We start from the raw sequence: 25407 nt of genomic DNA, 5'->3' as shown, positions 1-25407 counted from the left end.
TACTTCTATTTGGCAGATCTGGCGTGCAGGACAACACTAAAAATAATGTTGGCTTAACATAAGGCGAAAACTAAAAACGGTAACAAAAATTAAATAGGCACAAATTTTCTGAAACAAAAAATAAATTATAATAACAAATTGATGAAATCATTACTCTACATCGTCGCAGCATTATTTTTTACTGCATCTTACGCCCAAGAGGTAAAAGGTAAAATTACAAGTGAATCCGGACCTTTACATCCGGCTTCTATTTTAGTTATAGAACAATCTAAAACAATTAACACAGATAAAAATGGTAATTTCTCTTTTAGACTAAAAGCGGGACAATATCATTTAGAAATTTCAAGTCATAATTATACTTCAAATACTATTGTAGTTACTGTTTCGAACAAGGATATTGATTTAGGAACTATTGTTCTGGCAGGTCAGGAAGAGAAACTGGACGAAGTAGTTTTAGAATATTATAGTAGTGGTGAAAGAAAAGCAATGGACATGCGCCAAAAAGCTAACGCGATTATGGATGTTATAAGCGCAGATGCCATGGGAAAAATGCCCGATATCAGTGCTGCCGAAGCGGTACAGAGAATTCCGGGTGTGAGTATCGACAGGGATCAGGGTGAAGGAAGATATGTAACAGTAAGAGGAACGCCTTCGCAATGGAGTTCAGCGACTATCAACGGCGACCGTATGCCATCTGCCAAGACCTCCGGTGATTTGTTGGGTAATCGTACTGTACCTATGGATTTGCTGCCAACGGAATTTTTAGAATATATTCAGGTAATTAAAGCGATTACTCCTGAATATGAAGGAGATGCTATTGGAGGAACGATCAATTATATTCCGAAATTTTCGCCTAAAAAAGAAACTTTTAGGGTAACTATGGCCATTCCGTTTAATCTTCGTGCCGAAGATAAATTCAAATACAATAGTACTGTTTTATATGGGAATCGATTTTTTAATAAAAAATTCGGCTTTTTAGTGATGAGCAATTATAATTCACGCAGTTATTCAACAGATGATTATGAGGTAGTTTACGGAAATGCACTGCACAATGTAAACACGCTAGATGTTCGAAATTATCAGGGAGTACGAACCAATACGGGAGTGAATGCCGCAACAGATTTTCGTTTTAATGACAGAAACAAAATTTATGCACGCGGATATTACAGTCAGTTTTTAGATGAAGAACAAAATCGTAAGACTATGCACTACTTTAATAAAACGACAAGTAATGCCGTATTGCGTTGGAGTACAGTAGATTATTTGTTTAAAAACTACGGTGGAGAATTTGGTTATGAAAGCAAGATAACCGATAAATTGAAGATGAATGCCAAGGTTGCGGCTTATACTTCATGGGCAGGATACAATGGCCCGTCATCTGCAACGAAAAACGACAGGGGGTATTATTACGGTAACTGGATACAAACCGTAAAATATGATAATCTGGTAAAAGTAGACGGAACGAATTATAAATTTTTACAAGGCGACGGACCACAAGGTTATGTTGGGGATCCGGCTAATAATATTCAGCCTCATTTCAATAGTACAACACCTTATAATGCTGATAATTATTATTTAGACCGATATGTAACTTCTATTCGTAATGTCGAAGAAAAAGATCAGGTGGCAGCTGTAGACTTTAATTATGCTGCTAAAGAAAACCTGAAATTCAAATTTGGAGGGAAATTTAGAAATAAAACCAGTACCTACGATTACCGTTATATTACCTGGATTTACGATACAAAAGCACCAAAAGCATATTTAAACAATTGGGAGCGCGAAGCTTTTCCTTCCAACAATTGGTTTCCGGAATTGAATAATACCTATGACAATTTAAAGTTCAATTATCCAACAGAACGTTCTTTTATCGATCCGATGGGGAATCCGAAGATCGCACAATATCTTAAATACAATTATCAGGATGCGACGAACTCGAGTTATGCAACCGGTAACTATGATGCTACAGAAAAAGTGTGGGCAGGTTACGGATCCGCAGAATGGGATATTAGCGACGATTTGCGTTTTGTGGGAGGAATTCGTTACGAAAACACAGTTGTAAATGCAAAAAGTTACGAGTTTAATGATATTACTAAAGTTGTTACAGCAGTTTACGGCAACAAGAATTACGGTGCATTTTTGCCCATGGCGCATCTTATTTACAAACCATCAAAAAAGCTGGATTTGAGAGCGGCAATTACCAGAACTTTTGCCCGTCCGGCTTTTAATGAACTGAGTCCGAGTACAAGGGTTAACCCTGATAATCTTACGGTTGTAGAAGGAAACATTGATTTGAAACCAACATTTTCGTGGAACTATGATTTGGTGGGTTCCTATTACCTGAACAAAAACGATTATGTAACCGGAAGTGTTTTTTATAAAGACCTGAAAGATTTAATTTATACATCGACAAATGACGAAATGAGAACCGTAGGCGGAGCAACAGATTTGTATAAAGTGTCGAGACCTTTAAATTCTGATAATGCATTTTTATACGGAATTGAAATTGGTTTCAATAAGAAATTTACTGAACTGCCTGGTTTCTTGAGTGATTTTAGTTTGAAAGCCAATTATACTTTTACAAAATCGGAGACTACTTTATCTGATAGAGGAGACGAGAAAATTGGATTAATGAACCAGTCACCCAATATTTTTAATGCCTCACTTATATATGAGTACAAAGGTTTTGCAGCGAGATTAGCCGCTAATTACCGTGAAGCTTTTTTAGTAGAAGTACGCGATAACAAAGGAGCTGACAGGTATCAGGATAAGGATTTTCATCTGGATATGAATTTATCTTATACAACATCTAAAAATATTACTTTTTTCATAGATCTAAATAACCTTAACAATCAGGAATTGCGCTATTATCACGGTATATCTTCAAGGCCTGAACAAGTTGAGTATTATGGAATCCGAGGAAAAGTGGGAGCGAGCTACAGATTTTAACTTGTTTATTACAACCCATAAAAATTTAATTAAACACATAGGAACATAGCTTTGCTACGCAAATCCAATCTTTGTCGAGCTTCTCGTGAGGATTTCTCTTCGGGGCTTCGGGACCGTAATGATAATATTGTGTTTGAACTTTGCGTCTTAGCGCCTTTGCGAGATTATTTTTTTTCTAAGCTTTAACTTAATGACATCATCCAACGGGTTGTTTTTAATAATTAGTAAACATACAGTTAACATTCAAGTAGTACTATTGTGCTTTATATAAAATAAGATGAACAGAAGAAACTTTGTAAAAAGATCCATGCTCGGGATGATTCCGCTGCTATTTCCTGTAAAAGTATTTTCAATATTTGCGCATCATGAAAACAAATATTTTATTCATGGTGTGGCTTCAGGAGACCCAACAATTGATGCTGTAATAATATGGACTCATATTAATGTGGTAAACTCGGGAGAATGCAATGTCGAATGGCAGGTTGCCAATGATGCAGCTTTTAAAAATATAATTAAGAGAGGCTTAATCACAACATCTCAGGAAAGAGATTATACGGTAAAAGTTGATGTAGCAGGACTTGAAAGTAATGCGGTTTACTTTTACAGGTTTATATACAAGGAAACAATTTCTGATATTGGAATTTGTAAAACCTTGCCAATTTCGCTTTTAAATGCGCTGAAGATTGCGGTGATCAGCTGTAACAATTACGAAGACGGTTATTTTACATCGTTCCGCCATATTGCTGACAATCCCGAGATTGATTATGTATTTCATTTAGGCGATTATATTTATGAATACGGTACAGGACAATATTGCAACAAAGAATTTCTGGAAGAAAGCAACCGACTGAACGATCCGCTTCATGAACTTATTTCCTTAACCGATTACAGAAAAAGATATGCGCTTTATCGTAAAGACAAAGAGCTTCAAAAGGCGCACAGAACCAAATCTTTTATTTGTATTTGGGACGATCACGAACTGGCCAATAATGCTTATTTCGGCGGAGCTAAAAATCATCAGAGCAACGAAGGAAGCTGGAGTGACAGAAGTGCGGCGGCAGTACAGGCTTATTTTGAATGGATGCCGGTAAGAGCCAAGTCGACCAGCGAAATGATCCGTTCGATAAAAATAGGAAAAGATGCAAATTTCTTTTTCCTCGAAGAACGACTGGACGGAAGAGACAAACAGCTTTTGAGTAATGATCCTCAGAAATTGAGTACGCAGAGAAAAATGATTTCAAAAAAGCAGTTTGATCATTTATCAGAGGAATTAAAAGAGAGTGATGCCAGATGGAATTTCCTTGTCAATCAGGTCATGTTTACCGGATATAAAAGCAAAAAAGAGGAAAGTATAAAAGAAGAAGACTGGTGGACAGGATATCCGTATCAGAGAGATCAATTGATTGAAGTTTTTGAAGGTTTAAAAAATCCACCTATTATCTTAACCGGAGATCATCACCAGAGTCATGTTTTAGAATTGAATTCACCGGATGCATCAACTAAGAATAAGCTTGTTGCCTGGGAATTTTTGACTCCGTCTATAACATCAAAAAATGATGATCGTCTTACCAGCGAGCAAATCGCAAAAAAGAGCAAATTGTTGTACAAGCTTAATCCGCATATGGTATATAATGATGTTGCAGCTCACGGATATTTTATTTTAAATGTGACTAAAAAACAAATCAGCATTAGTTACAAGTTTAATGAAGATATACTGTTGAGAGACAGTAAAGAAAGACAAGGACCCGATTTTATCATCGATAACTCAAATAAATTAAAGAAAAATGTGTAGTTCATGCGTTATGCTGTTTAATGAAAAAAACGGCAGCATTCTTCCCGAATATACGGCTTTGCCAACCTTACAAAAAGGCGAAATTTTAGTAAAAAATAAATATACGACTTTGTGCGGCAGCGATCTGCACACCTTTACAGGAAGGCGAAAAGAACCTTCGCCAATTGTTTTGGGGCATGAAATTGTGGGAGAAATTCTGGAATTGGCACAAAACGAACTTTTTTATGATTTAAACGGAAATATCTTAAAAGCGGGCGATCTGATTACCTGGACCATATTTGCAGCAACAGAAAGTGATGAATTCGTAAAAGATAAAATGCCTCAAAAGTCGGCAAGTTTATTTAAATACGGTCATGTTCAGTTTACGGAGAAAGAAAAATTCAACGGAGGATTAGGTACGCATTGTGTTTTAAAAAAAGGAACGGGAATTTTAAAAGTGCCATTATCAGTCGATGAGAAATTTGCTCCCATAATCAATTGTGCGGGAGCTACAGCAATGGCCGCTCATCGCTTAATTGACCAGATCGAAAATAAAAATGTGTTGATTTTGGGTGCCGGAGTTTTGGGTTTGATTGCTTCTGCGATTGCCAAACAGAAAAAAGCGGCAACTGTTACAATACTCGATATTGATGACACACGATTGGAAAAAAGTAAATCTTTTGGTGCTGATACTGTTTACAATAGTTTAAATCCTATTGAAGAACTTAGCGCGATAACTTCTAAATTTTATAAAAATGGATTTGATGTTGTCATAGACATGAGCGGTTCTGTTGATGCCATAAAAACAGGTTTGCAGTTTAGTGCAACTGGAGCACAGCATATCTGGATAGGTGCCGTAACGCCAACTGAAAATATCGAAATAAATCCGGAAGTAATGATTCGGAAATTGTTAAGTATTAAAGGAATGCACAATTATAATTATGAAGATTTTATCAACGCAGTAAATTTCTTTGAAGATCATTTTACCGATTATCCTTTTGGTACTTTTGTTGAGAAAGAATTCCCATTGCAAGAGACAGGAAAAGCATTTCAGTATGCCATTAAACATAAACCTTACAGGGTTTTAATAACAATTTAAGACAAGTAAAATTCATAAAAAAATCCCATTTCGTGTAGATAAACGAAATGGGATTTTGGTTTTGTAACCTTTATTAGATCTACCTATTTTTAGTTGGATCCGTAAATCGATACACTAAAATTAGTATCTAAGCTTATTTCGATTCAGGTACAAAAAGATCATCTGAATTTTCAGTAATCGGAATGTATAGTCTTTCCCAAACATCGCTGTCTACCATATCCCAGCTATGTCCTTTTCCTTTAAGATCTTCGGCAAGTAATACTACACCTGGCTCTATAATAAAAGTGCTTCCGTCAGAAACTTTAAATCTGATTTTGCCTTTTACGGTTATTACATATTGTTTTCTTGGCGCCGGATGTGCATTTTTTTCCCATTCTTCTGTTTTATTGCTGTACCAGAATGTGGCAGTATTCATGTGTTTTAAGGACGGAATAGTACCTTTTTCGAATGCACAGGTACCGTCAGGATTATTGATAAGACGGTAAGCAGTAATTTCAGGTTCTTTTTCCATAACTTTTACCGAAACTTTTTTGTGTTCTTGTGCGTTATTGCTGTTTACTGACATGATAGCCAAAATTAGGATAAATCCTTTTACTAAATTTTTCATTTTTGATATTAATTTAAAAGTACTATTTTTTTATTGATTGTATACTGAATCGTGAACCATCATTTTATTAAAAAATGGTTTGTATTTTGCGACTAAAGCAAGATGTCCGTCAAGCTTTCCGTAGGTTTCTAAATCTTCAAGAGAATCAAATTCCATCGAAGCATTATAAGTAAAAGAATTGTCCATGACCGGCCTTGGAGTAGAATTTGCAGGCCCGCCATAACGTACATTTTTTACGTAAGGCAGTTTTTTAAGGCCTTCAAAAAAGTTCTGAAAATCCTTTACCTGAGCCAGTGTAAGTTCAGGCTTAAGCCAAAATAACAGATAGTGAAAATAAACTGTTTTAGTTTTCGAGGCTGTTTCATTTACAGGTTTTGCCAATACATTTTCCCCCACAAGCGCAAGTGCTCCTGCACTGGCTGATGTAATAATAAAATTTCTTCGTTTCATAATAATAGATTTTAATTAAAGTCGATTCTGTATTTTAGAACAAACTGCCATTTTCGGTCTGATACATCGGCCTGACCAACATTATTTAAAGCATAGATTGGACGATTCTGAGCATCAACCGTCAGCCTTGATGACATACCGTTCATTAATAATGATACACCCGCGTCATAAGTCAAAGCCTTATCGTGAAGTCCGTCGAGATCAGAAAGCATGACACTTGCCGCCGGCTGTAACTGCACATTGCTTTTGTCTTTGTTGAAGTAGGGTAGCGTACCGCCAATTTGTACATAATACGTATTACCGGTTCCTATCACAGGTGAGTTATTACCGGCACCGTTAAGACTGCTTTGAGAAGTATTTACGCCACTTGCAGGATTGCTCACACCGGAATAACGCACATAGTTAGGACCATAATTATTATTCATAGCCATGGCATAAGCACTAAAAGAGGTACCGCGTTCTTTGTTGATTGGCGTATCATAGAAAACGTCAACAGCAAAGCTTTTCTCATCGTCATTAATGGTAGTCTTTGTTTCGTCTAAGTGCCATAATGCATTGTGCATGTATTCGAATCCCGCTCCTAAAGCAAGTACTTTCTTTTTACCGCTATACGTTCCGGAATGAAATGGAGATGAATTATTTTCGGATTCAAAAAACTCATATTTAAAATAACCTGAATAATCTTTGTTCGGATGCGTTTTACTAAATGTCGCCACATTATACTGCGGATCAGTGCTGACATTGGTATAAGGATCTGCAATCACCAAACGATAATCTAACTTGCCTATTTGCCCTTTTGCATAAACACTCAGTTCCCGTACAGTTTCGTCAGATATACCTGCATTTCCCGTGGCATAAGACGGCAAATCGTATAATAATGTGTTCAAAGGCCCTGTAGTAAATCTCGATAATCCTCTCCATGTAGATCGTCCTGCACCGGCTGAAATGATATCATTAAATTTATATTCGGCGTAAGCATCTAAAAGTTCAAATGTAGGTGTTGTTTTAGAAGCTACGTTTACATTTGTTAAACCACCCTGCAATACAAACGTAAAATTCTCTGTAGGCTGATAGGCCATTTTTACGCGGACTCTTCGTAAAGATAAATCCGAAATACTATTCACCTGTTCACCGTTTACAAGACTTCCCGGATTAAGTTCTGCATAACGTGCCCATAATTCGGCATAACCGCTAAAAGAGATTGAGCGCGTTTTTTCGTCGTTGAGATAATGCGTTAATGTAGGGTTTCCAAAATCGTTCTTTTTTTGGGCACTTACGGTATGTATTGCTCCGGTTAACAACGCGGTGCATATCCCAATTTTTAAATAACCTGTTTTCATGTTGAGTTAAAATTTACATTTTGTTTAGTAGCAATTACTACTTGTTTTTGACAGGACAAAGGTAGATTCAGCATGGCTTTACGGGTATTAGAAAAGTATTAGAAAGGCTATAGAATGTTATTAGAAAAAGCTTTGTTTTGAGTTTAAATGATTGATAATCAGTTTTGTTTTGAAGATTTGCCAATTGCCGGGTTTATACCAGCCTTTTAGAAAGAGAAATATTATCGTAAATTTGAATTGAATTTAAAAATGAAGGCCTACAGATGAAGATGTTGATAGTGGAAGATAACAGCCGTGTTTCTGCATTGCTTAAACGGGGATTAGAAAGTCAGGGATATCAGGTATATATTGCAGAAGAAGCAGAGGAAGGACTTGTGCTTTTAGAAAAAATTGACTTTGAACTGATTATAACGGATATTATGCTGGGTGGAATGGATGGAATTACTTTCTGTAAAAAAATCCGCCATTCCGGAAAAAAAATCCCCATAATTATGCTGACCGCATTGGGAACTATCGATGAAAAAATTGAAGGTTTTGATGCCGGTGCAGATGATTATCTTGTAAAACCTTTTGAAATACGCGAACTTTATGCCAGGGTAAAGGCTTTGCTCCAGCGCAAAAATGACACAATCAATGCTGCTGAAGAAGGTGCTCAAATTGTTTATAATAATCTTGTTTTAGACAAACGAACCAAGGTTGTCTACAGAGAAGGAGTAACCATTAATCTGACACCAAAAGAGTTTAACCTGCTGCATTTTATGATGCAAAATCCCGAAAGATTACTGACACGGGATGAAATAGCGGATAATGTCTGGGGCAATAATTTTGATACCGGAACCAATTATATTGATGTCTATATCGCTTATCTCAGAAAAAAAATTGATAAGGGTTTTGACCAGAAACTAATTCATACTAAAGTAGGAATGGGGTTTATTTTAAGCAGTAAAATATGAAATTAGTAACCAGAACAGCGCTCGCTTATGCTATATTAACTGCTTTTATCCTTTTTGTTTTTGCGTATACGGTCTATTTTGTATCTGAAAAAAACCGAAGAGATGAATTTTTTGACCGTCTTGATTATAAAATAACCTGGCGTGCCGAGTTTATATTTGATGCTCAGATCAATAAAGAACTTATAAAATTTCTTCACACCAAAAACAAGAAAGTACTAAACGAGGCAGACATAAGCGTTTATGATCACAACTTTGATCTTTATTTTTCTGACAATATGCCGCCACTTGGGAGCAAAAAAATATTGCAGGCTATAAAAAAGAACAAATCTCTAAATTGGTCAGATAATAAATACCAGTATCGCGGTATTTTATATACAGACAATAACAAGGAATATTATATTGTAGGAAGGGCAATAGATGTAACCGGTCTCAATCATATCAGTGCTTTTAAGGAGAATGTAGTGTATGTATATTTTATTTCTATTGTATTGATATTTATAATTGGTTTTGGATTTTCTTATTACACATTAAAACCTCTAAAGGATATTATCTTTCAAATCAGGGACATATCAGAACATAATCTCAATAAACGCATAATAGTTCCAAAAGCAAAAGACGAGCTTTATGAACTCACTCAGACTTTTAATGATACATTCAACAGATTAGAGAAATCCTTTAATAACCATCGAAATTTTGTCACCACAATATCGCACGAATTTCGTACGCCGCTCTCCATTTTGATTGCTGAAATTGAACTTGGAAAAGAATTAAACCAAACCATTGATGATTATAAGGTATCACTCGACAATGCTCTCGAAGAAGCCAATCATGTTTCTCAGCTTTCGACTGCACTTCTTGACTTTGCCCGCGCCAATTACGACAGATCACAAATAAAAATGTCTAATATCCGAATTGATGAGGTTCTGGTCGATGCCAAATTAAATCTGCTGAATAAAAAGGATGTAAAATACAGAATAGGGATAAGTTACACGAACTTAGAGGAAACAGATGTCAATTTTTATAATTACTCCGGCAATCCTTACTTATTGCAGATCGCCTTTTCGAATATTATGGAAAATGCCTGCAAGTATTCTGAGGATCATTCCTGTCACGTAGACATAAATGCTTTTGCGGACAGAATTATACTAACCTTTTCTGATAACGGAATTGGCATCCCCGAAGGAGATCTGGAACAGATATACAATTTGTTTTACAGGGGGAAAAACAAAAACTATGAAAATGGTTACGGCATTGGTTTGTCTGTTGTGAAACAAATTATAAGCCTTCATAACGGTATGATAGAGGTTACTTCTGTTGTAGGGAAAGGAACCACATTTACAGTTACGCTGCCTGTATAATAAACTTCTAATTCCCTCCTGGTTAATGGTTCAAAAGCTTGTGCTGCCAGCGCTAATTTGCTCGTTTGGTTTTGCAAAACAAAAGTCTTTTATTAAGATGGTATATTTAGAGTAGTAATATTTTTTATCTCACCAAGTACAAATGAACTTTGCATTTTAACAATGCCTTGAACTTTTGTCAACTTTTCAAACGCAAAGACGTTGTAATGTTCCAGGTCTTTTAGAACAACTTTTATCAAAAAATCGTACATCCCGCCTGTAGAATAGCACTCCATGATCTCTTCAATCTCTTTGATTTCTTCCTGAAAGCGTTTAATGTGCTCATTATCATGTACAGCTAGTGAAATATTACAAAATACAATCAATGGCAATCCCACTTTTTTATTGTCGACTAAAGCGACATACTGTTTGATATATCCCTCGTTTTCCAGGCGCTTTATACGTTCATAAATAGGCGTTTTGGATATGTGTAATAAATCTGAGAGTTCTTTCACGTTTAGTTTTGCATCTTTTTGCAAGGCACTTAAGATACCAATATCTGTTTTATCTAATTTAGTCATAGTCTTTTTTCCTGTTTTTAATATCTTGAATAGTTGGGATAAGTATTTTTTGCGGGATATAATTCAAAATTAGGAAAATTTCCCGATTTATGTGTTTGTTGTAGTAAAATAGTCTTCAGTTTGTAGATTTGTAGAAAATTAAATACTAAAAAAATGGAAGACATACAAACAATTAACGATGTAAAAAAATGTGTATTAATAATTGATAATACCCAACCAGTAGGCATTATAGCGAATACAGCAAGTGTTTTGTCTATAACATTGGGCAGGAATATAAATAGTATTGTTGGCAAGCATATCTATGACAAGAGAGGAGGGGAACATCTTGGCATTACACAAATGCCAATTCCTATACTTGGTACATCATCTGAAAAAATAAAGGAGATACGCCAGCAACTGGTATCACTTGATCTCGAAAACCTGATGATTGTAGGTTTTACCAACATCGCCCAAAAATCCAAAACCTATGACCACTATGAAGCCACGATGCTCACAACAGACGAAAATGATATTTGTTATATCGGTATAGCGATTTATGGTGACAAGAAAGTAATAAATAAGGCTACGGGAAATTTAAGCTTGATCAGGTAATATGCTAAAAAATAAAACATTATTCTACCATTTTCTGGCAACAGTAACCATAATTATTTGGGGAACTACTTATGTCTCAACTAAAATACTGATAAATAAAGGTCTTTCTTCTGTTGAAATATTCTTTTACCGGTTTTTGCTTGCCTATTTATGCACAATTCTTATTTCTCACGATAAGAAATGGGCAAACAATTATAAAGACGAATTTTGGCTGTTTGTATGTGGTTTATCCGGAGGCTCTCTATTCTTTCTGGCAGAAAACAAGGCATTGAGCTATACATTAGCATCAAATGTTTCGCTGCTTATTTGTACTTCACCGTTATTTACTGTTGTACTATCCTTTTTATTGTACAAAACTGCTTTCCGGAAAAAAGTAATCTATGGTTCTTTGATTGCTTTGTTGGGAGTAGGGTTAGTGGTTTTTAATGGGAGCATGGCCTTCGATATCAATCCCGTAGGAGATGCTCTGACTATTTTCGCTTCAATATTATGGGCAGTTTATTGTCTTGTGTTGAAAAAGCTAACGTCAAAGTACGATACTTTGTTTATAACCCGGAAAGTTTTCTTTTATGGAATCGTGTCCTTATGTTTTTATTTCCCGTTCTCTCCATTGCAAATGAAACCTGATTTAATGTGTCAACCTGTAGTTTGGGGTAACTTGCTTTTTCTTGGACTGATTGCATCGATGCTTTGCTATATCATGTGGAATTATGCTGTCAAGCAACTGGGAGCATCCCAAACGGCAAACTATATTTATATGGTACCATTTTCTACGATTCTAACTTCTACAATCTTTCTTGGAGAAACCTTTACTTTTATCTCACTTATGGGCGCCTTATGTATTATTACAGGAGTTTATATTGCAGAAAAAAATAAATAACGTAGATCTTATGATAAAACAAAATTGATACTGTATAGCAACGAATTGTACAGACTTAACTTGTAGCAGGTAAATTTAAAAGTTAATAAAATTCAAAAAAAATCACACATAATATACTTTTTAGTATATTTGTCCTCTAAATTAATTTATAATGCTTAGTAAGGCCGAAAGAACAAAACAATTTATACTGGAAACTGCTGTACCGCTTTATAATGAAAAAGGTATCTCGGGGGTTAATATTGATGATATTCTGGCGGCCACAAAACTGACAAAAGGCTGTCTTTATGGTCATTTTGAAAATAAAGAAGATTTATCAGAGCAGGTTATTGATTTGTCATTGAAAATGATTTCAGACAGAATCAGAGCAGCCGTTTATCAGGCAAAAACAATTAAAGGCAAAGTTTTTGCATTTTTGGATTTTTACAAAGATCCAATTGAAACTTATATTTCCGGCGGTTGCCCGATACTTAATACTGCAGTAGAAGCAGATGATAATTATCCGCTTATAAAAGAGAAAGTGGCGAAAGTATTTAGAAGTGGTCAGCAGGAATTAGCAGGATTACTTCAGGAAGGAATTAATATTGGCGAGTTTTCCGGTAAACTGGATCCCGTTGTTTTTGCGTTTAAATTGGTAGCATCTGTAGAAGGTGGTATTGTTATGTGCAGAGTTATGGGGACAGCAAAACCAATGCAGGGACTTATCAAAAGTCTAAAGTCTGAATTAGAGCAATACAGCATATAATTTTTTTTGGTTTAAAATAGACTAAAAAGTATATTACAAAATAGACTAAAAAGTCTAAAATACGCGGAATTTATAAAAAAATAAATCTTTAAATAATTCATCATGAACATACAAGGCAAAACAATATTAATAACCGGGGGAGCATCCGGAATAGGGCTGGAAGCCGCCAAACAGTTTTTGGCAATGGGTGCTAAAGTAATCGTTACCGGAAGAAATCAAGCCAAACTGGATACAGCTAAAAAAAAATATCCTGCTCTTATTGCGATACAAAGTGATATAGCAAATAAGGAAGATGGAGATTCTCTTTTAAAAAAAATAAAAGAATTAGGAGGTATTGATATCTTATATAATAATGCAGCTGTACTGGTTCCGCCATTAAACCTGGGTGTGGCAAATGATAAACATGCAGAGGGTGCTGCTTATGAAATGGAGGTAAATTATCTGGGCGTTATAAGACTAAACAATCTTTTTCTTGACATGCTTCAATCAAGAAAAGAAGGCGCTATAATCAACACAACATCGATACTGAGCAGGGTTCCTTCGCTAATTGAAGCGACTTATGCATCGTCTAAAACTGCGCTGGCATTCTACACGGTGTCACTTCGTGAACATCTAAATATAATTGGCAGTAACGTAAAAATATTCGAACTAATCCCGCCGCTTGTTGCTACTGAAATGACTGCAGACAGGAACGATAAAAAAATCTCTGTTGAAGCAATGGTAAAGGGACTTATTGTGGGATTGCAAAAAGACCGGTATATTATTCGTGTGGGCGACTCCAGACTACTTCATCTGATTCAAAGATTTTTCCCGAAGATCGCCTATGAGTTAGTTAATCCAAAGAAAAATCATCAACTTTTAAAAAACTAATATGAAAGCATTTATAATAAACAAATACGCAAAAGGACCTCTTCAGTTGGCAGATGTTTCAATTCCGTTTGTGGGTAAAAATGAGGTTTTGATTGAGGTGCACGCAGCGGGTGTTAATCTTCTTGATTCCAAGATTAAAACTGGTGAATTTAAATTGATGCTTCCCTATAAATTTCCCTTAATACTTGGACACGATGTAGCTGGAATTATCACCGAAGTGGGCAAAGATGTAACCAAATTTAAAATTGGCGATCACGTATATTCCCGACCATCAGATTATCATATAGGAACGTTTGCCGAGTATATTGCCATCAATGAAAAAGACGTAGCGTTTAAACCCGGAAACTTCAGTATGGAGGAAGCAGCATCTCTGCCACTGGTAGCCCTTACCGCCTGGCAGGCACTGGTTGAAAGTGCTAATTTAAAAAAAGGACAGAAAGTCTTTATTCAGGCAGGTTCCGGAGGAGTGGGAACAGTAGCAATTCAGCTGGCGAAACATTTGGGAGCCACCGTTGCTACCACAGCCAGCAGTAATAGCTTCGAATTACTCAAAAGTCTGGGGGCAGATGTACTGATCGATTATAAAACGCAGGATTTCGAAAGTGTTCTTAAAGAGTATGACGCAGTACTTAACAGTCAGGATATAAAAACACTCGAAAAATCCCTGAAAGTCTTAAAGTCCGGTGGAAATGTCATCTCCATTTCAGGTCCGCCAACACCTGAATTTGCCGATGAATTAAGATTGCCTTGGTATTTGAAGATTGTTTTAGCACTAATTAGTTTTGGCATAAGAAAGAAAGCCAAAAAAAAGCATGTGTATTTTAAATTTCTTTTTATGAGAGCTGATGGAAGCCAGCTGCAGGAAATTACGAACCTGATTGAAGCCGGTATCATTAAACCAATTGTAGATAAAGTATTTCCTTTTGAACAAGCAAAAAATGCTTTGGAATATGTAGAAAGCGGACGTGCGAAAGGAAAAGTAGTGATCAAAATAAAATAAACAGGCTGTTGCATTTAACTGGATTTTCAATAACTCGTTAGAGACAATATCCTTACATCCTGAAAGTAAAAAGTAAATGAAAGATTAGACATCTATGGTATTGGATGTTTTCTTTCTTCTTCTAAATTTTTAATTTTAATTGCGCCAAATGCAAAATTTTACTAATAATCCAGATAAAACTGATGAACAACATCTGAATCAGTATCAACCTAATATGCCAAGGTTTTCTGTTTATGAAATTGAAAACTACCTGAAAAAATACGATAAAAAAAGGAGAAAGGCACATAGTAAGAATTACTATCAGATCATATGGTTTAAAAACGGAAATGGCAGATATTTTGTTGATTATAAAGGATTTGATGTCATCGAAAACACGCTTTTTTTCGTGACGAAAGAACAGGTTCATTATTTTGATAAAAACACGCATTATAGCGGTGTTTTAATTCAGTTTAATGAGCAGTTTTTAATTCAGAATAACAATGATGCTGATTTTCTTTTAAAATATGATTTATTCAAAAAACTTACGCCGCCCTATATTAATTTAGATAGGGATGATCTCTTTGTGTTAGATGAATATTTGAATTTAATTAAAAATGAATTAAACAACAAAAACAAGCCTTATCAGGCAGAACTTGTCAGGAACTACCTCAAAGTCTTCCTCATTCAGCTGCAGCACAAATGGAATAAATTGAATACAAGTATGGGACATCATATTCTTCCGGGTGACAAAAAACAATTGAAATTGGCAAAATTTCTTAATCTGATAGAAGACAATTTCAAAAAAGAGCTCAACGTGTCAGAATACGCCAGGATTATGCAGATATCATCCAGAACATTGTCAGATTTAACCAGCCAGTTGCTGGATAAAAGTCCTTCTCAGCTGATACACGAAAGAATAATTGATGAAGCACAAAAAATGCTGCTGAATACTAATTTTAGTATAAATAAAATTGGATACAATCTTGGTTTTAATGATGATTCTTACTTCGTGAAATATTTTAAAAAACACACCAATATTTCACCGTTGGATTTCAGAAACTTTTATCTTCATAGTAATGATTAGCAGGTAAGCTGCTCCTTGCTATTAATAAGGAAAGTAATAGCAACGACTTCAATACATTTACATTCGCAGACCTAATTGCAAAAGATCTTACTATTTACTGCAATCAGGCCTTTTATACTGATCGTACTTTCGTCAGAATTTCTATCTAAAAAGATATATCCGTGGTGATTCAAAAAAAGTAAAGCATCAAGTACTCTAGCCTGGTTTTCCTTTTCATTAGATATACTGTCTTTAAATAGTGTGGCAGCATTAAAAATTGGAGTCAAAAGACTTGTTAACTCCTCTAAAGTACAATTCATGCCGTATCTGTCAGCAAGAACTTGCAGAACTTTTACAAGAAAGATTGGTAATGTTTCCATGACAACTGCTTTTACCTGCATATACGAAAATTGGCTTATAACAGTTTTATCGAAGGATAATATTATAAGAGTTTAATTTTAGTGAGTTGTATTCGAACCGTTCATGCTTTTCAGGATTTGGTTCATTTAATAAAAAATAAAAATTAAATTTTACCATTAAGTTATTAATTTTCATAAAGCTAAATTATCTTAATATATTAGTGGAGAAAAAATAAAACAAAACATGAATTTAATTTTTAGATCAATATTATCGTTATTTCTGCTGATTTTTTCTTCTGTAGAAATGATGTCACAATCGACTACTGTTTTAAAAGAGAATTGGCTCTTTTCTAAAGAAATAAAAGGAGATGCTTTTTCTGTAGATTTTAATGCTTCGAAATGGGAAAAAGTCAGTGTCCCGCACGATTGGGCCATTTACGGACCTTTTGATAAAGAATGGGACAAGCAAGTTTCGGCAATTGAACAAAACGGAGAAAAAGTGCCCACCGAAAAAACAGGTCGTACCGGAGCATTGCCGCATATTGGTACAGGTTGGTATCGTAATGCGTTTTCGATTCCGGAGTTTAAAAAAGGTAAAAAAGCGCTTCTTATTTTTGAAGGCGCGATGAGCGAACCTCAGGTTTTTTTGAACGGAAAAAAAATAGGAGAATGGGGTTACGGCTACAGCTATTTTTATATTGATATTAGCAAAGATCTCATTCCGGGAGCAGAAAACCTGCTGGCAGTAAAATTGACCAACGAACCATTTTCGTCAAGATGGTATCCCGGAGCCGGTTTATACAGAAAAGTAAGTATTGTGGTAAAAGAGGAGGAAAGCTTTGTGCAATGGGGCACTTTTATTACCACTCCGGACATCAATGAAAATACCGCTGTTGTTGATCTAAAAGCTGAAGTGAATGGCAATAATTTGTCGATGGTAACGCAAATAAAAGATGCATCTAATACTATTGTAGCAACGCAAAAAATTACAGAAATAAAAGACGGAAAGTTTCATCAAACTATTGATGTTGCAAAATCTCATTTATGGAGTCCTGAAACGCCTTATTTATATACCGCGATTACCAAATTATACGCAGCTGACGGAACTTTAAAAGACGAACAAAGTATAAAATTTGATATCAGATCAATTAAGTATGAACCTCATATTGGCTTTAGCCTTAACGGAAAAGTAACAAAGTTTAAAGGCGTTTGTCTTCATCATGACCTTGGGCCTCTTGGAGCTGCAGTAAATAAAGCGGCGCTAAGAAGACAGCTTACAATTCTAAAAGATATGGGATGTAATGCGATTCGAAGTTCTCATAATATGCCTTCTTTTGAACAGCTTGAATTGGCTGACGAAATGGGATTTATGTTTCTGGCTGAAAGTTTTGATGAATGGGCAAAGCCAAAAGTAAAAAACGGATATCATCGTTTTTTTGAAGAATATGCAGAAAAAGACATTGTAAATTTAGTGAGAGCCACACGAAATCATCCTTGTATTGTCATGTGGAGTTCAGGAAATGAAGTTCCGGATCAATATGGAGCCGAAGGTTTAACAAGGGCTAAATTTTTGCAGGATGTTTTTCATAGAGAAGATCCTACGCGTCTGGTAACGGTGGGAATGGATCAGGTAAAACAAACTATGGCATCCGGTTTTGGTTCTTTATTAGATATACCGGGACTGAATTACAGAGTTCAGCTTTACGAAGAAGCTTATAAATCGTTCCCGCAAGGATTTATATTAGGATCAGAAACAGCGTCGACGGTGAGTTCAAGAGGAATTTACAAATTTCCTGTTGTACAGCAAAAAGAGAAACAATATGACGATCTTCAATCTTCTTCTTATGATCTCGAAGCGTGCAGCTGGTCGAATGTTCCGGATGAAGATTTTGTATTGCAGGACGATAAACCGTGGGTTATTGGCGAATTTGTCTGGACCGGTTTTGATTACTTGGGAGAACCAACGCCTTATGATGAAAAATGGCCATCAAGAAGTTCTTATTTCGGTATTTCAGATTTGGCAGGACTTCCTAAAGATCGTTTTTATCTGTACAGAAGCAGATGGAATAAGCAGGATAAAACGCTTCATATATTGCCACACTGGAACTGGAAAGGAAGAGAAGGCGAAATAACTCCCGTTTTTGTTTACACAAACTACGATAGCGCAGAACTTTTCGTAAACGGAAAAAGCATGGGCGTGCAGAAAAAGAACAATTCAACTCCGCAAAACCGCTATCGTTTAATGTGGAATGATGTGAAATACGAGCCTGGAACTGTAAAAGTTGTAGCATTTGATTCGAATGGCAAAATAGCTGCTGAAAGTGAGGTTAAAACTGCCGCAGAGGCATACAAAATTGTTCTAGAAGCAGATCGCAAAGTGATCAAAGCCGATGGTGATGATATCTCTTTTGTAACAGTTTCGGTGGTAGATAAAAACGGAATTCCATGCCCGACAGCAATCAATGAACTAAATTTTAAAGTAACGGGCGCTGCAACTTACAGAGCGGCATGTAATGGCGATGCTACATCATTAGAAATATTTCATGACAATAAAATGAAGCTTTTCAGCGGTAAATTGGTAGTTTTGGTTAAAGCAATTAAAACTGCAGGAGCAATTCAATTGGAAGTAACAGGTAAAGGACTTCAGAAAGGAAAGATAAATTTAAAGTCAGAACTTTAATACTTTAGAATACTACTAAAACAAACAAGCCAGACATTCAAAAAATGTCTGGTTTGCTTTTTTATTCTGTTTTTTATAACTAGTTTGTAACTAATGTCTCATTAGCATAAACAATACCTTCGTAGCAGGCATTATAAATGTCTTTCAGATCCTCAAGGTTTGTTACTCTAGGATTAAAACCGGTACATGGATCGATTAATGCATTATTTGCAATATAATCCAGATTTTTGTCCCAGTCTTCTTTTGAAATTCCAAATTCTTTTAGAGAAGAAATATTGTTGACTTTTTTTCTTAGTCCTTCAATTGCCTGAGCCAATTCTTCAGCTGTTTCAAGTCCAATTACTTTTGCAAGTGACGGAAATTTAGTAGTGGCCGAATTATTATATCGGATAACGTTAGGTAAGAAGATCGCATTTGCACATCCGTGTGGAATGCCATACAAAGCACCAACCTGATGAGACAAGGAGTGAACAATACCTAACCATGCATTATTGAAAGCCAAACCTCCCATAAATGAAGCATCATGCATGTTTTGACGTGCAGTAATATTCGAAGGGTTTTTTACCGCTTCTTCCAGATTGTCAAAAACAATTTGTAAACCGCCTTTTGCTAATACGTCAGCAAAATTATCATCAATATTAGAAACATACGCTTCAACGCAATGTGTTAAGGCATCTAATCCTGTATTTGACGTTACGTGTGCGGGCATCGAAGCACAAATTTCTCCATCGATTATGGCAATATCCGGAGTTAATTCATATGAAACAATTGGATATTTTACTCCTTTTTCGCGATCTGTGATTACGGCTAAACCTGTCGTTTCAGTTCCTGTTCCGCTAGTAGACGGAATGGCTATAAATCTCGCTTTATTTCTAAGTACCGGTACGCTAAACGGTTTAATAAGTGAATCAAATTCCGTATTTGGGTGTTCGTAAAAAATCCACATTGTTTTAGCGGCATCAATTGCAGAACATCCGCCAATACCTACGATCCAGTCCGGCTGAAACTCACGCATAGCTTCTGCACCTTTAAAACTGGTTGCTGATGACGGATCTTCTTCGACACCATCAAAAACAAAAGTTTCGATTCCTGCTTCGTTTAAATATGCCACAGCTTTGTCAAGCGTTCCGCTTTTTTTCATCGAACTTCCTCCGGTTACGACAAATGCTTTTTTACCTTTTATATTTTTTAATTCTTCAAGGCTTCCCGGACCATGGAAAACTTCTCCTGCAACAAATAATTTGCTCATCTTTAATAGTATTTAATTATTGATGCAAAGTTAGATGTGAGGGCAGGGCAGGATGTTATACAAACATGACTATGCGGTATAAATTTGCGCCAGTTCCTGCTGAAGTTCGGTAGGTGTTTCTTTGAGTTTTGCGCGTACAAATTTATTAAGGGCTGACGGAGAACTAAATCCCAGCTCAAAAGCAATTTCTTTGTGTGAGAGATCAGAAAACAATAATTGACGTTTGATTTCAGTCAGAATTCGATTATGAATCGCATTTATCGCCGTTTCACCACAATGTTTTTTGGTTATTTCATTGAGTTTTTTAGGAGTAATAGAAAGCTGCGACGCGTAGTATTGCACCGTGCGCTCACTTCGATATTGTTGATTTAATAGTTTTTTGAAACCAATATAAATATGCTGATTTGTTTTTTGATGCAATACAGGATGCTGACCATGTACCGATTCTATAAGTCCCAATAAAAACACTTTGATGTAAAAACGGGCTTGTTCTTTTTTGACAAGGCTTGGTTTATTATAAATATTCTGAATGTTTTTGACAAGCGTAATGGCTTCTTCGAATTCCGGATTGGGAAGCGCTGTACAATTAAGATTGGCAGAAAGATTTACGTTATAAGGACTTAACTCGTTTTTTAATATATCGGAACAAAATAATACTTCTTCAAATAAAATTATTTTACCGGTTAAATCATCGCTGAAATTAGATATAAAGCAAATTTGTTCCGGAAACACAATAGAAATTTTCCCTGCTTTAAGAAAATGAATTTTGTCTTCGATCTGTATTTCAACTTTTCCTGTTGCTACAACGACAATAAAAAAGTGATCATTTTTGCGTGGCTGCTGATAGCTTTCTAAATGTTCTTTTTCTAAATCAAAAACACGGAATGATAAATTTTTGTCTTCTGTTTTCTGAAGAATTTTTTTAAGCTCGGACCTTTTCATGTTCATTAGATATAGTGCTACTACCAAACCGCTTTTTTTGAAGTGTTTGATTTTGGTGGATTTTAGTATTGAGATATTTTATTTAGTGCTATAAAGGAAATCTAAAGCTGTGGCATAATTATTAGACCAGTGATTTAAGGATACTTAAAAAAATACTCACGGCTTTTTTTTCGTAGACTTCTTTAAGCGAGATAATCATGGCGGTTCTTGTCATATCTTTTCCAGTAATTGGAATAGTAAACAGGTCTTTTTCGCTGGCAACCGTTGTCTGGGTAAGGATCGTATACCAATTTCCCGTTTTTACCAGTTCCAGTAAAGTGGGGATGTCATTTATTTCTATCGTAACATCGATGTCTAGTTTATTTTTAAGAAAGGCATCATTTATAAATTGTGTAGTGCTGTAACCTCTTGCAGGAAGTATCAACGGAAGCTTGCTGATTTCAGCTAAACCTATACTGGTTTTACCTTTTAATACAGATTTAGAAGATGTAACCAAAGCCATTGGAGAGGAAAACAATTCCTGGTACTTGAAATGGTTTTCTGATGGGATTTCTTCAAAAGTAAGGATAAAATCCAATTCAAAATGACTTAGTTTATGTATCAGTTCTTTTGAAGTTCCAAATACAATCTCAAATTTGATTTTTGGAAATCTCGAAGTAAATTCAACCAGAGATTTTGTCAGAACGTATCGCAGGGCATACGTTACTCCAATTGTAATTTTTCCGGTTTCAAGATCGTTTAGGTCTTTAAGCAGCTGCAGTCCCTCTTTCGACTTGTTGACACTCTGTAAGGCGTATATCGAGAATAATTCGCCAGCTTCTGTGATGGTAATTCGTTTGCCTATGCGGTTAAAGAGTGGAATTTTTAATTCGTCTTCAAGCTGTTTTATTTGTTGCGAAAGCGTACTTTGACTTATATGTAAACTGTTGGCAGCTTCAGTAAAGTTAAGCAGTTCTTTTGCTTTTAGAAAATATTTGAGTTGTCTGAGTTCCATTTCTAAATCGGTTTTGTCGATTGATGTGATAGAATAATAACGTTTTACAAATGTAGAAATAATAGTGAAATTTGCAGTGATAAAATCATTGAAACATTTTACTTCAGTTATTATGAATATTTTCAGATCTTTAAAATACAGAAATTTTAAGCTCTTTTTCTACGGGCAATCCGTCTCTCTTATGGGAACCTGGATGCAGAAAACGGCAGTGAGCTGGTTGGTTTATCGATTAACAGGTTCAGCATTATTATTGGGCATAGTTACTTTTGTAAGCTTGATTCCTTCTTTGGTTTTATCGCCTTACGCCGGGAGTTATATCGATAGGCATAACCGATTTAAGGTGATGATCAACAGTCAGATTATTTCGATGGTTCAGGCGGGAGCTTTGGCAGCGATGCTTTATTTTAAATGCTATAGTATAACAGGAATTATACTGTTGAGTCTGGTGCAGGGAATTATAAATTCTTTTGATGTGATCTGCCGTCAGACGCTGATGATCGACATGGTAGATAATGCCGAAGATTTGCCTAATGCGATCGCCTTAAATTCGATTATGACAAATTTAGCCAGAGTAGTAGGCCCGGCTTTAGCCGGAATTGTATTGAGTACCCTTGGTGAGGACTTTTGTTTTATCAGCAATTTTGTTAGTTATATACCGGTTTTGATCTGTCTTTATATGATGCGAATGAAAATTACGGTTAATATAAAGCCACAAAACAGTTTGTGGGGAGAATTAAAAGAAGGTTTTCAGTATATTTCCGGTGAGAAAGATTTAATGAGCCTCATTCTTCTTCTCGCAGTTAGCAGTTTGGCAGTACTTCCTTTTAATACGCTAATGCCCATTTTTGCAAAAGATCTCTTCAATGGTACGGCAAAAACATTTAGTCTTTTTGAAAGCGCTATGGGTTTTGGTTCTGTATTAAGTGCTGTATACCTGGCTAATTTAAAGTCGAATAAATATTTAATCAAGACGATTGTGATTTCAAGTTTTCTTTTCGGAGGAAGCGTTTTATTTTTATCGCTTTCAAATGCTTTGCCTGTGGCATTGTTTTTTATGACAATGAGCGGAATAGGCATGATGGCGCAGTCAGCAGCAATTAATACTTACATTCAGGCCAATGCCGCACCGCATATGAGAGGAAGAGCGATTAGTTATTATATAATGGCTTATCAGGGCGTTATGCCCGTTGGAAGTTTATCAATAGGGCTTCTGGCAGAAATATCAGGTCCAAAAGAGGCTGTAGCCATTGAGGGAGGTATAGGTATTCTATCCGTTTTAGTATTTTTATATTACAAGAAAAACATTTTTTCTAAAAATAAACCATCAGAAATAGCGGAATTAAGGACATTAAAGGTATAATAAAGATGCCTTTTTATAGAAGTTCAGAGTAAAACAACTTGGCATTCTTTGTGGTATTTTTTTCTGTTTCCACAGGTTTTGGCATATTGCATGCTTTGTACGATTCCTTTTTTAACTTATCTTCGCCGTTTATACATTTGTGAGTACACTAAACTCATTTAAAAATTTAATTTGTGAAACAAAAACACGAAGACGAAAAGGACAATCAGCTTAAACGCGGGCTGACGAACCGCCACATTCAGTTAATTGCATTAGGCGGATCAATAGGAACAGGTCTTTTTCTTGGTATTGGTCCCGCGGCTGTTCTTGCAGGACCATCTGTTATTTTAGGATATGCTGTTGCCGGAATTATCGCTTTTTTTATTATGAGACAACTTGGCGAAATGGTTGTCGAAGAACCGGTATCAGGAAGTTTTAGCCACTTTGCCTATAAATATTGGGGCTCTTTTGCAGGTTTTGCATCCGGTTGGAATTATTGGATTTTATATATCTTAGTGAGTATGGCTGAACTTACAGCCATTGGTGTTTATGTACAGTTTTGGTGGCCTGAAATTCCGCTCTGGGCATCTAGTTTATTTTTCTTCCTGATTATTAATGCCTTAAATTTTGCTTCCGTAAAAGTGTACGGAGAAACTGAATTTTGGTTTTCGATCATAAAAGTAGTTGCAATTATTGCCATGATCCTCTTTGGTACTTACTTGCTAATAAGTGGTACAGGAGGAGAGCATGCTTCGATTCATAATTTATATAACGATGGAGGATTTTTTCCAAAAGGTTTCTTCGAAAAAACGGCTTCTGGCAGCTTTCAGGGTTTATTAGCGGCAATGGCGCTGATTATGTTCTCGTTTGGTGGTTTAGAACTGATCGGGATTACGGCTGCTGAGGCAGAAAATCCGAAAAAAAACATTCCAAAAGCAACCAATCAGGTTATCTATAGAATCCTTATATTTTATGTTGGTGCATTGGTAATTTTATTTGCTTTGTCGCCGTGGCAGCAAATTACGACAGACAGCAGCCCGTTTGTAATGGTTTTTCAGAATTTAAACGGAATGGAATTTGAGTTGTTTGGCAACAAAATATTTTTTACACGACTTATTGCTAATGCGCTTAATCTTATTGTATTAACAGCAGCTTTGTCAGTATATAATAGCAGTGTATACAGCAACTCCCGCATGTTGTACGGTTTGGCAGATCAGGGCAATGCGCCTAAGTTTTTAATGAAGCTCAACAAACAATCAGTACCAATAAATGCGATTTTAATTTCTTCATGTTTTGCCGCTATTTGTATTTTAATAAATAAAATAATTCCAGAAGAGGCTTTTAGTATTTTAATGTCTTTAGTGGTGTCTTCTTTAATTATTAACTGGGTGATGATTTCGTATACACATCTCAAATTCAGGCGTTCGAAAGACAAGGAAGGTACAAAAACGAAGTTTGCATCATTGTTTTATCCGGTTAGTAATTATATTTGTTTCGTGTTTTTATTGGGTATTTTATCCATCATGTGGATCACGAATATGAAGTTATCCGTAGAATTGATTCCTATTTGGCTGGGTATTCTTTATGTATGTTATAAAGTTTTAAACACAAAAAAATAAATAGTATTTATTATAC

Annotated in this window: 22 protein-coding genes; 14 read left to right on the top strand and 8 right to left on the bottom strand. The window is 35.7% G+C overall.

Features of this window, described 5'->3' with window-relative positions; all coding sequences use genetic code 11:
- Positions 1 to 141 precede the first annotated feature (141 nt).
- The 3 genes from B0A67_RS00845 to B0A67_RS00835 all read left to right on the top strand — a co-directional run bounded on the left by B0A67_RS00845 (position 142) and on the right by B0A67_RS00835 (position 5816).
- Positions 142 to 2946: a TonB-dependent receptor gene (locus tag B0A67_RS00845; protein ID WP_072953645.1), complete on the top strand. Its 2805-nt coding sequence runs from the start codon at positions 142 to 144 to the stop codon at positions 2944 to 2946.
- Positions 2947 to 3223: 277 nt separating this feature from the next.
- Positions 3224 to 4738 (top strand): alkaline phosphatase D family protein, encoded by a 1515-nt coding sequence (locus B0A67_RS00840; RefSeq protein WP_084074398.1) that lies wholly within the window; start codon positions 3224 to 3226, stop codon positions 4736 to 4738.
- On the top strand, positions 4731 to 5816 hold the full coding sequence (locus B0A67_RS00835) for a zinc-binding dehydrogenase (RefSeq protein ID WP_072953641.1): 1086 nt from the start codon (positions 4731 to 4733) through the stop codon (positions 5814 to 5816). The genes B0A67_RS00840 and B0A67_RS00835 overlap by 8 nt, the downstream gene beginning before the upstream one ends.
- Before the next feature lie 133 nt (positions 5817 to 5949).
- Here the strand turns inward: B0A67_RS00835 and B0A67_RS00830 are convergent, their stop codons facing one another.
- From B0A67_RS00830 to B0A67_RS00820, 3 genes are read right to left on the bottom strand one after another with little or no spacing between them, the layout of a single operon-like run.
- Positions 5950 to 6423 carry a cupin domain-containing protein gene (locus B0A67_RS00830; protein WP_072953639.1) on the bottom strand — a complete coding sequence of 158 codons (474 nt, stop codon included), beginning with the start codon at positions 6421 to 6423 and terminating at the stop codon, positions 5950 to 5952.
- A 30-nt stretch (positions 6424 to 6453) separates the two neighbouring features.
- A complete protein-coding gene (locus B0A67_RS00825; protein ID WP_072953637.1) occupies positions 6454 to 6873 on the bottom strand; it encodes a Dabb family protein in 420 nt (139 codons plus the stop codon).
- Positions 6874 to 6884: 11 nt separating this feature from the next.
- Complete coding sequence (locus B0A67_RS00820; RefSeq protein WP_072953635.1) at positions 6885 to 8213, bottom strand: hypothetical protein; 1329 nt, start codon at positions 8211 to 8213, stop codon at positions 6885 to 6887.
- Positions 8214 to 8476: 263 nt separating this feature from the next.
- Here B0A67_RS00820 and B0A67_RS00815 point away from each other — a divergent pair, with 263 nt between their 5' ends.
- Positions 8477 to 9166, top strand: a complete 690-nt coding sequence (locus B0A67_RS00815) for a response regulator transcription factor (protein WP_072953633.1) — start codon at positions 8477 to 8479, stop codon at positions 9164 to 9166.
- On the top strand, positions 9163 to 10524 hold the full coding sequence (locus tag B0A67_RS00810; protein WP_072953631.1) for a HAMP domain-containing sensor histidine kinase: 1362 nt from the start codon (positions 9163 to 9165) through the stop codon (positions 10522 to 10524). The genes B0A67_RS00815 and B0A67_RS00810 overlap by 4 nt, the downstream gene beginning before the upstream one ends.
- A gap of 92 nt (positions 10525 to 10616) precedes the next feature.
- Here the strand turns inward: B0A67_RS00810 and B0A67_RS00805 are convergent, their stop codons facing one another.
- A complete protein-coding gene (locus tag B0A67_RS00805) occupies positions 10617 to 11084 on the bottom strand; it encodes an Lrp/AsnC family transcriptional regulator (RefSeq protein ID WP_072953629.1) in 468 nt (155 codons plus the stop codon).
- Positions 11085 to 11237: 153 nt separating this feature from the next.
- Between B0A67_RS00805 and B0A67_RS00800 the strand changes: the two genes are divergently transcribed.
- The 6 genes from B0A67_RS00800 to B0A67_RS00775 all read left to right on the top strand — a co-directional run bounded on the left by B0A67_RS00800 (position 11238) and on the right by B0A67_RS00775 (position 16230).
- The gene (locus B0A67_RS00800; protein WP_072953627.1) at positions 11238 to 11675 is read left to right on the top strand and encodes a DUF2000 domain-containing protein; all 438 of its coding nucleotides are present in this window, start codon (positions 11238 to 11240) and stop codon (positions 11673 to 11675) included.
- Position 11676: 1 nt separating this feature from the next.
- Positions 11677 to 12555: a DMT family transporter gene (locus B0A67_RS00795; protein ID WP_072953625.1), complete on the top strand. Its 879-nt coding sequence runs from the start codon at positions 11677 to 11679 to the stop codon at positions 12553 to 12555.
- 151 nt (positions 12556 to 12706) lie between these two features.
- Positions 12707 to 13297 carry a TetR/AcrR family transcriptional regulator gene (locus B0A67_RS00790; protein WP_072953623.1) on the top strand — a complete coding sequence of 197 codons (591 nt, stop codon included), beginning with the start codon at positions 12707 to 12709 and terminating at the stop codon, positions 13295 to 13297.
- A gap of 102 nt (positions 13298 to 13399) precedes the next feature.
- A complete protein-coding gene (locus B0A67_RS00785) occupies positions 13400 to 14167 on the top strand; it encodes an SDR family oxidoreductase (protein ID WP_072953621.1) in 768 nt (255 codons plus the stop codon).
- 1 nt (position 14168) lies between these two features.
- Positions 14169 to 15167, top strand: a complete 999-nt coding sequence (locus B0A67_RS00780; RefSeq protein WP_072953619.1) for an NADP-dependent oxidoreductase — start codon at positions 14169 to 14171, stop codon at positions 15165 to 15167.
- 148 nt (positions 15168 to 15315) lie between these two features.
- The gene (locus tag B0A67_RS00775) at positions 15316 to 16230 is read left to right on the top strand and encodes an AraC family transcriptional regulator (protein ID WP_072953617.1); all 915 of its coding nucleotides are present in this window, start codon (positions 15316 to 15318) and stop codon (positions 16228 to 16230) included.
- Positions 16231 to 16301: 71 nt separating this feature from the next.
- Here B0A67_RS00775 and B0A67_RS00770 read toward each other — a convergent pair whose 3' ends face one another.
- Positions 16302 to 16589, bottom strand: a complete 288-nt coding sequence (locus B0A67_RS00770) for a hypothetical protein (protein WP_123887311.1) — start codon at positions 16587 to 16589, stop codon at positions 16302 to 16304.
- 223 nt (positions 16590 to 16812) lie between these two features.
- Between B0A67_RS00770 and B0A67_RS00765 the strand changes: the two genes are divergently transcribed.
- A complete protein-coding gene (locus tag B0A67_RS00765; protein ID WP_072953614.1) occupies positions 16813 to 19248 on the top strand; it encodes a DUF4982 domain-containing protein in 2436 nt (811 codons plus the stop codon).
- A gap of 79 nt (positions 19249 to 19327) precedes the next feature.
- Here B0A67_RS00765 and B0A67_RS00760 read toward each other — a convergent pair whose 3' ends face one another.
- From B0A67_RS00760 to B0A67_RS00750, 3 genes are all read right to left on the bottom strand, one after another.
- Positions 19328 to 20497, bottom strand: a complete 1170-nt coding sequence (locus B0A67_RS00760) for an iron-containing alcohol dehydrogenase (RefSeq protein ID WP_072953612.1) — start codon at positions 20495 to 20497, stop codon at positions 19328 to 19330.
- A gap of 69 nt (positions 20498 to 20566) precedes the next feature.
- Complete coding sequence (locus B0A67_RS00755) at positions 20567 to 21439, bottom strand: helix-turn-helix domain-containing protein (protein ID WP_242670896.1); 873 nt, start codon at positions 21437 to 21439, stop codon at positions 20567 to 20569.
- A gap of 121 nt (positions 21440 to 21560) precedes the next feature.
- Positions 21561 to 22433: a LysR family transcriptional regulator gene (locus tag B0A67_RS00750; RefSeq protein ID WP_072953607.1), complete on the bottom strand. Its 873-nt coding sequence runs from the start codon at positions 22431 to 22433 to the stop codon at positions 21561 to 21563.
- Positions 22434 to 22545: 112 nt separating this feature from the next.
- On the opposite strand from B0A67_RS00750, the gene B0A67_RS00745 reads away from it, so the two are divergent.
- Together B0A67_RS00745 and B0A67_RS00740 are read left to right on the top strand one after the other, a co-directional pair.
- Positions 22546 to 23793 carry an MFS transporter gene (locus B0A67_RS00745; RefSeq protein WP_072954218.1) on the top strand — a complete coding sequence of 416 codons (1248 nt, stop codon included), beginning with the start codon at positions 22546 to 22548 and terminating at the stop codon, positions 23791 to 23793.
- Between the two features lie 173 nt (positions 23794 to 23966).
- Complete coding sequence (locus tag B0A67_RS00740) at positions 23967 to 25391, top strand: amino acid permease (RefSeq protein WP_072953605.1); 1425 nt, start codon at positions 23967 to 23969, stop codon at positions 25389 to 25391.
- Positions 25392 to 25407: the final 16 nt, after the last annotated feature.

The organism is Flavobacterium aquidurense (assembly GCF_002217195.1).
In the GTDB taxonomy this organism is placed as follows: Bacteria; Bacteroidota; Bacteroidia; order Flavobacteriales; family Flavobacteriaceae; genus Flavobacterium; species Flavobacterium frigidimaris.
The sequence above is the reverse complement of the archived record's forward strand: the minus strand, read 5'-3'. Positions and strand labels throughout refer to the sequence as shown.